Raw genomic sequence first — 12,555 nt, 5'->3', positions numbered from 1 at the left:
CTAAAGGAACTGGCAGAATGCTGGCAGGTACCAGATCATGACCGGTCGCGATGCCATTTGATGTTGCTCTTGATGTTGCAGCCGGCGGATGAGCCGATTGCGCTTACCGCGATCACCAGATCGGATGAGTTTCTGCCATAAGCAATTTCCAATCCCCGTGTCCTCCAAGGCACCGACAAAGATCCAAGCATAGGGCCGGCGAACGTTGCTAATTCTTCGAGGTCGAGCCATCGCCGCGTTTTGACCTAACAAGGGACGAAATCCTCTTGTCCAGTTCATCCAAAGTCGCCATCAGACGATTCACTTGGGACAACGTGTTCGTCATCTCCGGACCGTACCGGGTGACTACATACTCCCGTGCGGATGTCATCTGCTCGAGATGCTGCTGCGTGCGCTTGCGCAGAACCAGACCGGACTTCTTCGCACGTTCCACGCGCTTGGAAAGGTCGTGCTGGAAGCCACGTATTTCGGCAGCATGAACGCCGGCTTCCCGAAGAAAAACGTTTAAATAGAGTTCAATGGCATGAACAGCGACAAGCCGGCACGGCGCCAAGGATAGCCCATTCAGTTTACGGGCGAGGAGACTGTGCGCAGCCTCACGATACTCACTTGCCAGCCGAATGATCTGCGCTGTGTCGGCGCCTTCGCCTGGGTAAGCCCCTTCGGCCATCTACTGCCCCCACGGTATGCTCTAGTGGCGAGCATTGCTCAACTGCTGCTGTTCCGCAAGGTGAATGGTTCCGTTCGTACCCGCACATGTTTGCTTGACGCCGAGGCCGACGAGCGATCATCATTTCGCGAATCCATAGGGCGCGCGGCAATGCTTATGTTGGTTGCTGACAGGTGGCCAATCTATGAAAGTCGATGGATCCTACATCGATCGACGAGGTACTCCACAAGCGCAATTCCTCCTACCGTTGCCCAGAGTGCGATCCGGCGAGGTGCTATTTCCCGATGCAGAGCTCGTCGTCGCCGCTACCGACTACGCCTTCTGGCAGAAGGTCAGCACGCCGTTGATATGGTCGGGATGCATGAGTGATCAGCAAAGTGTCGACCTGGTCCGGAGGGACGGCCGGCAAGCCCGCATAACCGCATCCTCGTCAATGCCTATCACGCTAATCTCGGCAACCCTGTGCTCATCGACGCCGGTATGTCGAACAGCAGGGCCGGCGCTGGGCCGTCCCCCGGCGTGCTCCGGGCTTGTTGAGGCTAGCCGCTCTTGTTCGCGAAGGGTAGTCGCGGCAATGTACCCTAGCTTCCAGGCGGGAACACGTCGCTGTCGACCTTGGTGCATTGGCAGAGACCCCGAAGCGGTGCGCAGCGCGATTGTCGAGACGGCGACAAGCGGGGCATTCCCCAACTTGCCGCGCACCACCTCATTGCATGAAAAAATCGCACGGCTTGTCCGCCTACAGCGGGGAGAACCAAGAAGCGCCGAAAACCGTGAGGACGACGTCACTGCGATGAGGTCGGGCAGACAAAGCCGACCGACCAAATGGAAGAAGACCAGCGCGAGGTGCCCCAGTAGACGAGGTACTGACTTTCGGTCTCGGGTTGCCTGAAAGAATCAGGCGGCCTTGCGTTCCTTCAAAGCTTTCTCAAAGGCATCCTTGATCGGCTTGGATACGTCCTCGGTAGCTCTCAACATCAATGCCTGGAGGGCCTTGGACTGCTCGGCGGACTTCTCGATCTGTTTGCGCAGGAATGCGGTCTGCAGTTCGAAAAACTCGGACGGCGACTTCACGGCAACCAGTGCTTCGAGGTGCGTGAAGCCGGCTTCGGCATTGGCTTGCAGAGCGGCAATCGTCTTCAGGAGCATCTCGTTGCTGGTGATCTTAGCCATTTCAAAGGTGGAGTCGAAAGCCCTTTGAGTCGTTTCGACGTCCGAGCTCAATTTGGAAAATGCCTCCTTCGACCGCTCAATGCCCTGTTCGGCGACAGCGCGGATTTGCTCGACAGACTTGGAGGGGTCGAAGGCAGGGGAGCCGGCGTTTTCGATCGTTTCGGTATTCCCGATGATCTTGGACATTGTTCCATCCTTTTCCAGGGGCGGCCTCAAAACAAAGCCGTCTCCTTCATGTACGAAATCGCCGCAACGGATTTATGAAGCTGCCATGAATTTGCGCGAGCGGCTGTGCCTGGCGCTACACAAATACCCCCAAGAACCTTCTCGAACGCTGGCCGTGGCTGCGACACGTCTTCGCCGACGGCGGCCATGTCGGACCGAAGCTTAAGGGCGCGATGCAAAAGGTTGGCACGTTCACCCTGGAGATCGTCACGCGGACGGATAAAGCCAGAGGCTTCGGGATCCTGCCGCGCCGCTCGGTCGCGGAGCGCACATTCGCACGGCTGGGGCGTGCCGCAGGCTCGCCAGGCACTGGGAGAAATCCCTCGCTTCCGCAGATGCCTGGATGTAAGTCGCGCGCATTCTCTGCTCACCCCGCGGGCTCGCAAGAGCTTGATTGTTCTAGCCCTGGTTTTCGTGAAGCCAAACCTTCCAATTCTAACAATCACATCAACTGAGTTATGATCTGATTATGATAGCCATGGCCCGCATAGTTCGAGAGGCTTGACGGCATGTCGCAAATTTATGTTCCCAGCTCAGGGCCGGATAGCTGGCAGGCGTTCTTGGCTGATCCCGCCAAGCATTGGCGAATGGGCTATTCGGCTCGAACGCTCGCGCACAGCTGGGAAAAGGCGAAGGGTCTGCCGTCCGAAATCGCCGCAATGTTCGACAAACCAGCTGAGCTATTGGCTGCGTTTCCTGAGCACAAGGTGCCGTTGGCCGGTGGGGGCCGTGATAGCCAAAGCGATGTCTTCGCTTTGATCCGCTTTGGCGAAGAGACGTGCGCGGCTACCATTGAAGGCAAGGTCAAGGAACCATTCGGGCCAACAGTCGGCGAGTGGTTTGCAGAACCTGCGCATTTCGCGGAATGTGGGCGGCGATTTCACGCGATCTCGGGCAGGTGTTTCACGCCATCGTGGGCAGCCATTTCGCGGTCGCGGGCAAGGCTGGTCGACCCTTGCATGGAGTCAGGCCTGGCCGGTTTGGTCAAGTGGTTTCGTGATTGCCCCGCGCCGCCGCAGGCTTTCACCTGAGAGGGTGAGGCGGTGGGCATTGTGGACGAGCCGGTCGAGGATGGCATCGGCGAGGGTCGGGTCGCCGATGGCTTCGTGCCAGTGATCGACGGGCAACTGGCTGGTGACAATAGTCGAGCCGCGTTCATGGCGGTCTTCGAGGATTTCCAGCAGGTCGCGTCGTTCCGTGGCGGTCAGGACCGATAGCCCCCAATCGTCCAGGATCAGCACCTCCACGCGGGCGATGGCCTTCAGCATGCGGGCATGCCGCCCGTCGCCCCTGGCGATGGCGAGCGCCTCGAACAGGCGCGGCACGCGATGGTAGGCGGCGGAGCGGCCATCGCGGCAGGCCTTGTGGCCGAGCGCGCAGGCGATCCAGCTTTTGCCGAGGCCGGTCGGGCCGGTGATGAGCAAGTTCTCGTGGCGCTGGATCCAGCTGCCATCGATCAGATGGGCCATAACGGCGCGGTCAATGCCGCGCGCGGTGCGCAAATCGAGATCCTCGACGCAGGCCGACTGCCGGAGGGCTGCGAACTTCAGCCGAGCGATCAGGCGCTTGGCGTCGCGGTCCGCGGCTTCACGGTCGACCAGGAGGCCGAGCCGGTCTTCGAAGCCGAGCGGCTCGAAGGTGGTCTGGGCCTGACGCTGTTCATCCAGCGCCTTGGCCATGCCAGTCAGGCCGAGCGTCATCAGTTGCTCGGAGGTGGGGTGAGTCAGCAAAGGGTCAGTCTCCTTTTAATGATAGTAACCTTGGCCACGGATATTGGCGTGTTGCAGAGGGCGCTCCTCGGGGGCCTCGTCCAGGAAGGCCCGGTCGAGACCGGTCTGAAGGATCGAGCGGATCGAAGCGACGGAGCGCGCGCGGATCGACAGCCCCCGCCGGCAGGCGGCATCGAGGCGCGCCACATCATAGCTCCTGGTCAGGGCCAGAACACCAAGGCAGGTGCGGAAGCCTTGCTCCGGGTGAGGACGATCAGCCATCACCGTCTCGCAGAAGGCCATGACGGACGGGCCAAGTCTTGCGGCTGTCGCCAGTACCCGGGCCGGGGTCCATTCGGCATGACGGCGATGCGCCGAGGGCATGTGCTCGGGCAGCGTCACATGGCTGCGCCGTCCGGGGCAGCGGGGATGGCTGGCCACCCGGCGGCCGCCATGGAATATCTCGACGATGGCCCCGCAGACCCGGACATCCACCTCCTGCCGGATAAGACCGAAGGGGACGGAATACCACGAACTGTCCACCTCGACGTGGTAATCAGGCGCGACGCGGCAGCGCTTCCAGCGCGCAAACACATAGGGGGCCCCAGGCAGCGGTTGCAGATGCGGCCGATCCAGCGTGGCGAAGAGATCAGCGCGGCTGGCGCCGTAGCCGCGCATGACGCGCATGTTCAACTCGTCCAGCAGCCGCCGGATCGCCGCGTTCAGTTCGGTCAGCGAGAAGAACTGGCGATTGCGCAGCCGGGCGAGGATCCAGCGCTGAGCCACCTGGACCGCAACCTCGACCTTGGCTTTATCCTTGGGCCGACGTGGTCGGGCGGGTAGGATCGCCGTTCCGTAATGCGCCGCCATCTCGGCATAGGTGCGGTTCAGCCCGGGATCGAAGCGGTCGGCCTTGACCACCGCCGCCTTGAGGTTGTCAGGGTTTTGTGTCCCGCGCGGTTATGTGCCCTGCCGCCTGCTGATCCAGTGTTCTCGCCGACGGCGGGGCACATAACGATCAGAGGCCGGCGAGCCATTCGAGAAGTTTTGGCTCGCTTTGCCAGACTGGTCTTCGGGGCGGTCCCACCGAAGAAGTTGAAGGCACCTGGCAAGCCTCAAGCGCCTCCTGCTTCATCTTGATGTTGATCTCGGCATATCGGTTGGTCGTATCCAGGCTGACGTGGCCAAGCCAACCTCTTATGACGTTCACGTCGACACCGGATTCGAGTAAATGGACGGCTGTCGTGTGTCTCCAGACGTGCGGAGAAATGGACCTCTGCCCGTTACCGATGCGAATGTCCGAACCATGACGCCGGACGAGCTTGTACAGGCCGAATCGCGTCAGCGGTTTGCCGACGTTATTGAGGAAGACCGAACTTTCCGGCGTGGCCGGCTGGCGTAGGTCACGCAGCATCTTGCCAAGCAGGCGGGCGGTCTCGGGCCATAGTGGGCAGGCCCGCCATTTGTCGCCCTTGCCGTGCAGGTTCACCCGCGGCGAGGAGGTCAAAGCCAACTGATTGACGGTCAGTCCGATGACTTCTGTTGCGCGAGCTCCGGTATTGTACATGAACATGAGCAGCGCCTTGTCACGGGTGGCCAACTTCCCGTCGCGCGGCAGTCCGTCAAAGAGTCGTTCGACCTCGTCGCGCTCGATGTAATAAGTGGCCGCTGGCTGCGTACGCTTCCTCGGAATGGCGGCGACGCGTTCGGCCTCCGGCAGCACCATTGGTTCCTGGCCCGCGGCATAAGCAAAGAAACCATGCAACATTGCGAGCCGGTGGTTCCGTGATCGGATGTTGTTGCCGCGCTCGGCTTCAAGATGGGCTAGAAAGGCCCGCACATTGTCGGCGTTGAGATCGGTCAATTCGAGCTTGCTGATGGGGCGTCGGTTCTTCGTGGCCAGGAAGAGAAGGAACAGTCGGATCCCATCGCGATAGCTCCGGATCGAGGTCGGCGCCAAACCTTTCTCGGCTTTGAGATGGTGTTCAAAAAACTGGTAAATGAGACTGCCGACGGTCTTCATGGCCGACCTCCACGCGATAGCGGCGCAGCAAAGCGCTCGAAGCGCTGACCGGCGGCTTCCAATAGATCGGCGGTAATGGTGAGGTAGACCGCGGTGGAGGCGGGATCGACGTGCCCCATGAAAGTCGACAGCTTGACCAGCTTGTCGTTGGCATTGCTTCCGTCGCGATACCATCGCAGAAGCCGCCCGACGGCAAAGCTATGCCGAAGATCATGCACGTGAGCCGGAGTTCCTCCTGGCGGGATCGCTATGTCCAGTTGATCGGCCAGCGAGCGGAAAATGATACTGATCGTGCCCGGGTTCACAGGCCGACCTCGCAGGAAAGAGAACAACGGTGTGTCGGCAGTCACCGCAACCAGGTGCTGTGATCGCAATGCCATGAACGCATAGAGGCGCTGCGCCAGGTGCGGCCCGATGGGAATGAGCCTCGACTTGGAAAACTTCGTCTCACGGATAGTTAGGACGTTACGACCCTGATCGACATCCCGCCAGCGCAGGCGCGCAACTTCGCCTACGCGCAGACCAAGCCCGAACAGTAGGCTGAAGATGGTGGCATAGGCGCGACCGCGAAGCGGGGCGTTGTTCTGATCCGGCAGCTCGGCGGCGCGATCGATGAGCTGTTGAGCGGTCCGCAGATCCAGGATGCAGGGAGGTCTTGGATTACCTCGCCGGCGTGGCTTCATCGTCACAGGAGAGCGATCGATAACGTCATGTTCGACCATCCACTCGAACAGCCGGCCGACGACGCCGATAAGATGGTTGAAGCTTCTCGGCCGCGAGCGCGGACGGCTCAGGAAAAAAGCATCGAGGAGCGCCGGCGTGATCTCGGTCATGCTCGTCACCCCTTGAACGTTCAGATAGCCGTCGAGCATCCGCAGCACCTTGTCTTCGACGTCGTAGCGCCGGTTGAGCGCGCGCTTGTGGCGAACGAAAGCGACGATATGGCGCGCGATCGGGCTTGAGGGCTCGGGAAGACGCGGGCTCATTGCAGATCCTCCCCGTCACCCAGAGCTACTTCACGCAAGCCATCGACCTGGACCTTCGCGTAAATCATGGTCGAGGAGGCAGCGCGATGCCCGACATAATCGCCGATGGTCTTGAGCGGAAAGCCACTATCCACCAACCGTTGAACGCACGCATGTCGGAGCGTATGGGAACCAGGGCGAGATACAGGGATGCCTGCTCTATGCAAATATTTAGTGGCCATGCACGACACCGCTGACTGTGTCAGCGGCGATCGTGGGGCCAGGTGGCGCCAGAAAAGCTGCCTGCCTGGCACCTCGGGGCGCCCGTTCCTGAGATAGTCTACGATCGCTTCGCCGACCACGGGCGCCAGCGGATAGGTCGTGCTGTGCTCGGCCTTGCGCTCGCGCACATGCAGCCGGTCTCGCTTCCAATCGAGGTCGTCGAGCGTCAACATCGCGACCTCGCGGGCGCGCAGGCCATAGGAGATCATCAGCAACAGCATGGCGTAATCGCGTCGGCCAACGACGGTGCGGCGATCGACCTGATCGAGCATCTTCTGGACGGAATCCCAGCCGATCGATCGGGGGATGTCAGCCAGCCGATAATGCTGGGGTATCTCGACCAGCTTGCTGATGTCCCGCGGCAGAACACCCTCTCTGTGTGCGAATCGCAGGAAAACCCGCAGCGTGCCAGCCAGGTTGATCATCGACCTTGGCCCGAACTGTTGGGCCATCGTCGTGACGTATCCCGTGACCACGGGCAATGACAGTGCTCCAAGGTCGTAGCATCCAATCTGGTCGAGATACACTTCGAATCGGCGCAGATAGTGCCGGTAGTGACGAAGGGAACCGGGGCGCAGGCCGCGCTCGTCACTGAGATAATCGAAGAAGCCGGGCACCCGCCTTGCGAATGGGTTGTCCAGTGCAGTCCTGTCAGGGTGGTACTCGGTCTTCGATATGGCCAGGCTGAAGAAATGCCGCACAGTAACACGAGCGAGGTTGCGGTCGCGTCGACATGCATCAGCGGATCGGCCCGCGCGCCGAGCGGATAGCCAGTCGGCAACGAATGCATCAATGAGGGCTTCCGCCTGCTCGATCTGCTCGATGCTGCGGATCGCGGTGAAATCCGCGAACGCCGTCAATATCGGAACCCGCCGATAGATGGTGCGGGCGGCATATCCCCGCTCACACAGTGCGGTCACATACAGCTCGATTTGCGGTCCAAGCCAGCAATCCTTGATCCGATCGACCGTCTGCGGCTTGACGAAAAAGCGTTCCAACATGGCAACCTCCATTCCAGTTACGGGAAACAGAAGATGCGCTCTGGGCTTCCTTCACGCTATGTGTCGTGCAGGTCGACAATACTGTTCAAAAGCAACGTCTTGTCGGCGGCAGGGAACATAATCGCGCGGGACACAAAAGCCCGATTACGTGCCCGGGCACGTAATCGGGCACCACCACCTTCGGCACGCCGCCGAGGAAGGCGAACATCCGGACATGGGCGCCGATCCAGTCCTCCAGCCCCTCGGTGGCGACGGCCTCGGCATAGGTGTGGTTCGAGGCCCCCATCGCCGCAACGTACAGCTTCATCGCCCGCGCCTCGCCAGTCACCGGGTCGATCACGTCGATCGTGTCCCCGGCGAAGTCGACGAAGACCTTCTCGCCACCCACATGCGTCTGCCGCATCGTCGGGCGGACGCGGCCCTTCCAGGCATCGAAGTGGACGCAGAACCAGGTATAGGCAAAGCCGTTGGGATGGGCCGCCCGGTATTCTTCCCACAACAGCATCCGGGTTACCCCGGGGCGCCGCAGTTCTCGATCGATCATTGCCCAATCCGGGATCGGGCGATCCGGATCCGGCACCGTCGGCGACGCCGGAAACAGAAGGAGCTCCAGACCGTCGTCGTCAAGACCGCCCGGCAAGGGCCAGCCCAGTCCGGCCTGCCGCGCCCGCAGGACATAGGCGCCGACGCTTCCCTTGCCGAGACCGAGAGACGCGGCAATCGCCCGCTCGCTCAGCCCTTGGCCAAACTTCAATCGCAAAACATCCCGTATTCGGCGCATGGTCAGTCGTTCCGTCGGCATCTCGCCCCTCCCTCATTCCAGAAGGGGCTTCTATCGTTAGTCTGCCGACCAGACCCGCCTACGAGCCCGCAAAAATGCTGCCCATCATCGCGCGAAACGCGCGCCCATCATCCTCCGAAATCACTGCCCGCCATCACCCGAAACACGCAGAACCCTCAGTTGGCAAGCAACTTCGCATGCTTCAAATCCGCGATCTGCTGGGTTTAGACGCCGTACCTCCATCGGACGTGCGCTACCAACTGCTGCATCGAACCTCATTAGCATTGTTGGATGCGAAGCGGTTCAAGACGGACGAAGCGGCGATGATCGTACATTCCTTCTCCGTCTCCCGGATGTGGTTCGCTGACTTCGAGCGGTTTGCCAGCCTTTTCGGCATGTCGGCTCGACCAGACCAACCAATCATCATCGTTTTGAAAAGTGGCCGACGCCTTCGGTTGGGTTGGGCGACCGGAAATCCAGAACATCTCTCACATTGAAGGCTCCATCATCTTGCAAACGAGACTGTACACGTCAAAGCAGATGGGTGACGCCTGCGAGATGGTGGTCGCCGCTGAATTGACCCTTGCCGGAGTGCCGGCTCTCAAAGTTCCTGACAACTGGCCTGGCTATGATGTCATCGCTCAGCCAGTCGGGCATTCCCCGCAAAGGGTGTCTGTAAAATCTCGAACGTTCAAACACGGGCCGTCCTACGTCACCTACGACGACTTCGATCAGTTCGATTGGCTTGCAATCGTTATCCTTCTGCCAGATGTAACAAATGGCAGGGCAATTTACCTGATCCCGAGAGACGTTTCCGACGCCCTCGCGCGCAGGGATAAACCAACCAGCAAGACGGCTGACGAGCGCTATTTCCGGGTCGATCAAGTTGAGAGTTTGTTTGAAAAATATCGCAACAACTTCGTTCTCAACCCTGTCGGGCGAGACCTTGTGGCAGCGTAGTGCCGTAAGATGAGAAACCTTGGACTAACCCGCTCCGCGATTGCGGAGCGGCCAAGAGGGAGTGTGCCGCCGGCGTGGTGGTGGCAGCCTTGAGCCCGGTCGGGGGCATTGATGTTGGCTGAAGCGGCGATCGCGCCGCGTTGCAGACAGTGACGAAGGCGGAAAACCGAGGCCCTTTTAGGTGTGAAGGTTAAAACCTCCAGAGGGAACAGCTGATGCGATGGAACTGTGGCCGCATTCTGCAGCACGCCGTACTTCTTAGACGGTCCGGTAGAGTAGCAGATCGAGCGCAAATGTATGATTTAGGTCGTGGTACGTCTGATCAGGAACTAATGATTGTGGGACGGAGCGCAGCCGACACTCCGTCCCGTAGGCAGCGCCCCTTGCCCCGCGAGCAGGGGGTTAGCTGGCTGCCTTGGGCGGTAGCGGGATCATGTTCACGCTGTAGGAGCAGACCGCCCAGCCCCAGTCGGAAGCGTGGCCACTCGGCGAACGGGCATGCATCTGCAATTCGATACTCCGCGGCTGCGGCAGGCCGGGGATCACCTCGATATTGTTCGGTGAACCGGACGCGACATTCCTATTCCGAGTCGTTGCCAGAGCTCAGGCCGCCCTTTGCCGTCTCCTTGGCAAGTACATAGCCGTGCGGGGCCGTGATCCTCTGCACCTGGCTGTCGCACGCGGCTCGACGGCCATTGAGACCGGTGGCGTCGGTGGTGCATTGGGCCGTGACATTGATGGCCTGTGGCACTGCGGTCTGTACCGCCGCAAGACCGGCCAAGGCGGTCAGGCCAAGCAGGCTCACTCCGAGCACGTAGTTGCGCATGATCGTAACTCCTGGATCGAGTGGGTGGATTTCCCGGAAGATCAGGTGTGACATCGGATTTTCAATTTAATGGAACAACGATCCCGTCCCGTCAAATAGGTTGACGCGTTCTTCGTCTCTTGCAGATAATTGTTCCAGTTTTGCCGCGCCGCTGCGAAAAATGAGGAAACCAACAGCCAGAAAGTATCCAAGTTGCAGCACCAAAGCGCCGAGTGCAGTCCAAATCAATGAGTACCAACACGATCCGGTCACATAATATGTCCAAATCAGAAGACCTGCCAATACAACTGTCGCGCTAACTAAAAACCTTGGAAAATACATTTTCCCCTCCAAACTCCTGCCCAAAAATGGTCTGCTTGCCCCAATCTCATTGCCTATCGTCTCATCTTTTCCAGTCGGCGGCAAGATGGTCAGAGAATATTTCTCCAATGGGATGGTATATCATTCGAAAAAGTAAAATGACTGCTACGTTCTGAGGATACTAGACTCTCCACCAAGTGGCAAATCCTATCGCGAAGACTGTTATGACGATCCAGAACACACACGTCTCATCTCCGCTTCGGCCCGATTTCCCATCGTCGAACAAATCGTAACCGCGCTTTCCTCCAAGCGTCAGCATTCCACACGACAATAGCAACAATATCGATAAGCTCATGAGCGAGGGGAGCAACATGGCTCGGTCTAGTCTCCGCTGGAAAACTCTCTGGACATACGATCAGAGTCGGTAACGCGTATCCACGGCCTACCGGGTACTCGACCAGGCTTGAGCGGTCGCGGGATCGCTTTCACCACTGCGTGAACATGGCTCTGTGCCTCGACAGACACGCTACGGATGATCTTCGTGCCGTCCATCTTTTCGACCTTGAAACTTTCCATCGCCCTGCTTTCCTCGCTAGGACCAATTACCAAAATTCCGAAACGAAAGAACTCCATGGACCGCATCTTTCGTGAACGAGAACCCAACGAATCGCTAGACCCATTCCTGGCCGGCGGGGTAAGAAGCCCGCTGGTTTTTGGCGGAGACATTGATGCCGGATTATGACGTGCCTTGCATCAGCAATGCCATTGTCGACGTCATCGCCCAGTCCGACGAGGAATTCCTCGAGACCAACGGCATCATCATGAACCTGATCGACACGGAGCGCGCCGAACTGCTCTACAGCCGCTTGGGCCCGGCGATCAAAGCCTCCCGCGGCAGCGCGGTAACACGGCGGCAGACGTCGCCAGCTTCGGCAAGGTCTCCAACGATCTGCTCGGCGAAATCTGTGCACACGACATCCATGCCCAGGGCGTCGCTTTCGACCCCAAAACACTCAAGGGCGAGCCTCCGACGGCGCGCTCGATGAACACATATCTGGGCGCTTGCCTCGAGCCCGGACCGTGGGATGGCGAGGCCGACAAGGCTTCGGGCGCCAAGATCACCAAGATCACCCATTTCGTGGGTTATCTGTGGGACCCGCCCGCACGACAGCTACCGCTGCCGCGAGACCGAGCAAGCAGGGGTGCTGAAGGCTGTCTGAGGTAAACGGCAGGTTCGCGGCCCAGCCTTCGCAGGCTCTCAGTGTGTTTGAGCTCGAAAAGGCAGGCACGTGCGTTTTCGTCCGGTGCACGGTGGTTGCTTTTGATTCAGCTAAGGAAGGCTCGACGCTAAGCTCAGCTGTAGTGAAGTTCTCGAACTTTCTGGACTGTTTCACTGGAATCCCAGCCCCAAACGGTTTGCTCCCAAAGGATGACCGAACGTCGCCCAAGTCACAAACCCGACTCCGCGAGCGTTTAGTAGCGTCGCCCTCGGCCAGGTCGTTATCGTGAACTGGGGCACACCGGTTACGGCATTTTGTCGCATGACCATCTCTTCATTTCTGCCGATCCAGGCGAATCCGGCCTTCCGGCCTCGATTCGAATGGCGGCTGAGAGCTCCTTTTCACGGATAATTTCAGGTT

11 protein-coding genes and 4 pseudogenes are annotated in these 12,555 nt (G+C 59.7%); 5 read left to right on the top strand and 10 right to left on the bottom strand.

Going from position 1 to position 12,555, the window contains the following annotated elements:
- Positions 1–208: 208 nt before the first annotated feature.
- Both BPNPMPFG_RS35135 and BPNPMPFG_RS35130 read right to left on the bottom strand, forming a co-directional pair.
- Positions 209–670: a hypothetical protein gene (locus BPNPMPFG_RS35135; RefSeq protein WP_258598146.1), complete on the bottom strand. Its 462-nt coding sequence runs from the start codon at positions 668–670 to the stop codon at positions 209–211.
- An 897-nt stretch (positions 671–1,567) separates the two neighbouring features.
- Entirely contained in the window at positions 1,568–2,029 is a 462-nt protein-coding gene (locus BPNPMPFG_RS35130; protein ID WP_258598143.1) for a phasin, read from the bottom strand.
- A 131-nt stretch (positions 2,030–2,160) separates the two neighbouring features.
- Here BPNPMPFG_RS35130 and BPNPMPFG_RS35125 point away from each other — a divergent pair.
- A pseudogene (locus BPNPMPFG_RS35125) lies at positions 2,161–2,417 on the top strand (transposase); the annotation flags it as partial.
- A 160-nt stretch (positions 2,418–2,577) separates the two neighbouring features.
- Positions 2,578–3,099 (top strand): DUF6946 family protein, encoded by a 522-nt coding sequence (locus tag BPNPMPFG_RS35120; protein WP_258598140.1) that lies wholly within the window; start codon positions 2,578–2,580, stop codon positions 3,097–3,099.
- Here the strand turns inward: BPNPMPFG_RS35120 and istB are convergent.
- From istB to BPNPMPFG_RS35090, 6 genes and pseudogenes are all read right to left on the bottom strand, one after another.
- Positions 3,034–3,798, bottom strand: coding sequence for an IS21-like element helper ATPase IstB (gene istB / locus BPNPMPFG_RS35115; protein ID WP_167458560.1), 765 nt, complete (start codon positions 3,796–3,798; stop codon positions 3,034–3,036). The genes BPNPMPFG_RS35120 and istB overlap by 66 nt on opposite strands.
- A 15-nt stretch (positions 3,799–3,813) precedes the next feature.
- Positions 3,814–4,716, bottom strand: a pseudogene (locus BPNPMPFG_RS35110) (Mu transposase domain-containing protein); the annotation flags it as partial.
- A gap of 79 nt (positions 4,717–4,795) precedes the next feature.
- Positions 4,796–5,800, bottom strand: coding sequence for a tyrosine-type recombinase/integrase (locus BPNPMPFG_RS35105; protein WP_258598138.1), 1,005 nt, complete (start codon positions 5,798–5,800; stop codon positions 4,796–4,798).
- On the bottom strand, positions 5,797–6,786 hold the full coding sequence (locus BPNPMPFG_RS35100) for a tyrosine-type recombinase/integrase (RefSeq protein WP_258598137.1): 990 nt from the start codon (positions 6,784–6,786) through the stop codon (positions 5,797–5,799). Before BPNPMPFG_RS35100 ends, BPNPMPFG_RS35105 begins: the two co-directional genes overlap by 4 nt.
- The gene (locus BPNPMPFG_RS35095; RefSeq protein WP_258598135.1) at positions 6,783–8,048 is read right to left on the bottom strand and encodes a site-specific integrase; all 1,266 of its coding nucleotides are present in this window, start codon (positions 8,046–8,048) and stop codon (positions 6,783–6,785) included. Before BPNPMPFG_RS35095 ends, BPNPMPFG_RS35100 begins: the two co-directional genes overlap by 4 nt.
- 163 nt (positions 8,049–8,211) lie before the next feature.
- A pseudogene (locus BPNPMPFG_RS35090) lies at positions 8,212–8,850 on the bottom strand (IS21 family transposase); the annotation flags it as partial.
- A 74-nt stretch (positions 8,851–8,924) separates the two neighbouring features.
- Here BPNPMPFG_RS35090 and BPNPMPFG_RS35085 point away from each other — a divergent pair.
- Both BPNPMPFG_RS35085 and BPNPMPFG_RS35080 read left to right on the top strand, forming a co-directional pair.
- Positions 8,925–9,326, top strand: coding sequence for a DUF6946 family protein (locus BPNPMPFG_RS35085; protein ID WP_258598134.1), 402 nt, complete (start codon positions 8,925–8,927; stop codon positions 9,324–9,326).
- Positions 9,268–9,789, top strand: a complete 522-nt coding sequence (locus tag BPNPMPFG_RS35080) for a hypothetical protein (protein WP_258598133.1) — start codon at positions 9,268–9,270, stop codon at positions 9,787–9,789. Before BPNPMPFG_RS35085 ends, BPNPMPFG_RS35080 begins: the two co-directional genes overlap by 59 nt.
- A gap of 580 nt (positions 9,790–10,369) precedes the next feature.
- On the opposite strand, the gene BPNPMPFG_RS35075 is transcribed toward BPNPMPFG_RS35080, so the two are convergent.
- Positions 10,370–10,615, bottom strand: coding sequence for a hypothetical protein (locus BPNPMPFG_RS35075; RefSeq protein WP_258598132.1), 246 nt, complete (start codon positions 10,613–10,615; stop codon positions 10,370–10,372).
- A gap of 66 nt (positions 10,616–10,681) precedes the next feature.
- Positions 10,682–11,044: an exopolysaccharide production repressor protein gene (locus tag BPNPMPFG_RS35070; RefSeq protein WP_258598130.1), complete on the bottom strand. Its 363-nt coding sequence runs from the start codon at positions 11,042–11,044 to the stop codon at positions 10,682–10,684.
- Between the two features lie 599 nt (positions 11,045–11,643).
- Here BPNPMPFG_RS35070 and BPNPMPFG_RS35065 point away from each other — a divergent pair.
- Positions 11,644–12,077: pseudogene (locus BPNPMPFG_RS35065) on the top strand (carbohydrate kinase family protein); the annotation flags it as partial.
- Positions 12,078–12,555 lie beyond the last annotated feature (478 nt).

Origin of the sequence: Mesorhizobium sp. AR07, from assembly GCF_024746815.1 — a bacterium.
Taxonomy (GTDB): domain Bacteria; phylum Pseudomonadota; class Alphaproteobacteria; order Rhizobiales; family Rhizobiaceae; genus Mesorhizobium.
Note: the sequence above shows the minus strand (reverse complement) of the source record. Positions and strands in the feature narration are given on the sequence as shown.

Bases quoted from the DNA above. Each gene is read 5' to 3' on its own strand.
- BPNPMPFG_RS35135 (WP_258598146.1), bottom strand. From the start codon at position 670: ATGGCCGAAGGGGCTTACCCAGGCGAAGGCGCCGACACAGCGCAGATC.
- BPNPMPFG_RS35130 (WP_258598143.1), bottom strand. From the start codon at position 2,029: ATGTCCAAGATCATCGGGAATACCGAAACGATCGAAAACGCCGGCTCC.
- BPNPMPFG_RS35120 (WP_258598140.1), top strand. From the start codon at position 2,578: ATGTCGCAAATTTATGTTCCCAGCTCAGGGCCGGATAGCTGGCAGGCG.
- BPNPMPFG_RS35105 (WP_258598138.1), bottom strand. From the start codon at position 5,800: ATGAAGACCGTCGGCAGTCTCATTTACCAGTTTTTTGAACACCATCTC.
- BPNPMPFG_RS35100 (WP_258598137.1), bottom strand. From the start codon at position 6,786: ATGAGCCCGCGTCTTCCCGAGCCCTCAAGCCCGATCGCGCGCCATATC.
- BPNPMPFG_RS35095 (WP_258598135.1), bottom strand. From the start codon at position 8,048: ATGTTGGAACGCTTTTTCGTCAAGCCGCAGACGGTCGATCGGATCAAG.
- BPNPMPFG_RS35085 (WP_258598134.1), top strand. From the start codon at position 8,925: ATGCTGCCCATCATCGCGCGAAACGCGCGCCCATCATCCTCCGAAATC.
- BPNPMPFG_RS35075 (WP_258598132.1), bottom strand. From the start codon at position 10,615: ATGCGCAACTACGTGCTCGGAGTGAGCCTGCTTGGCCTGACCGCCTTG.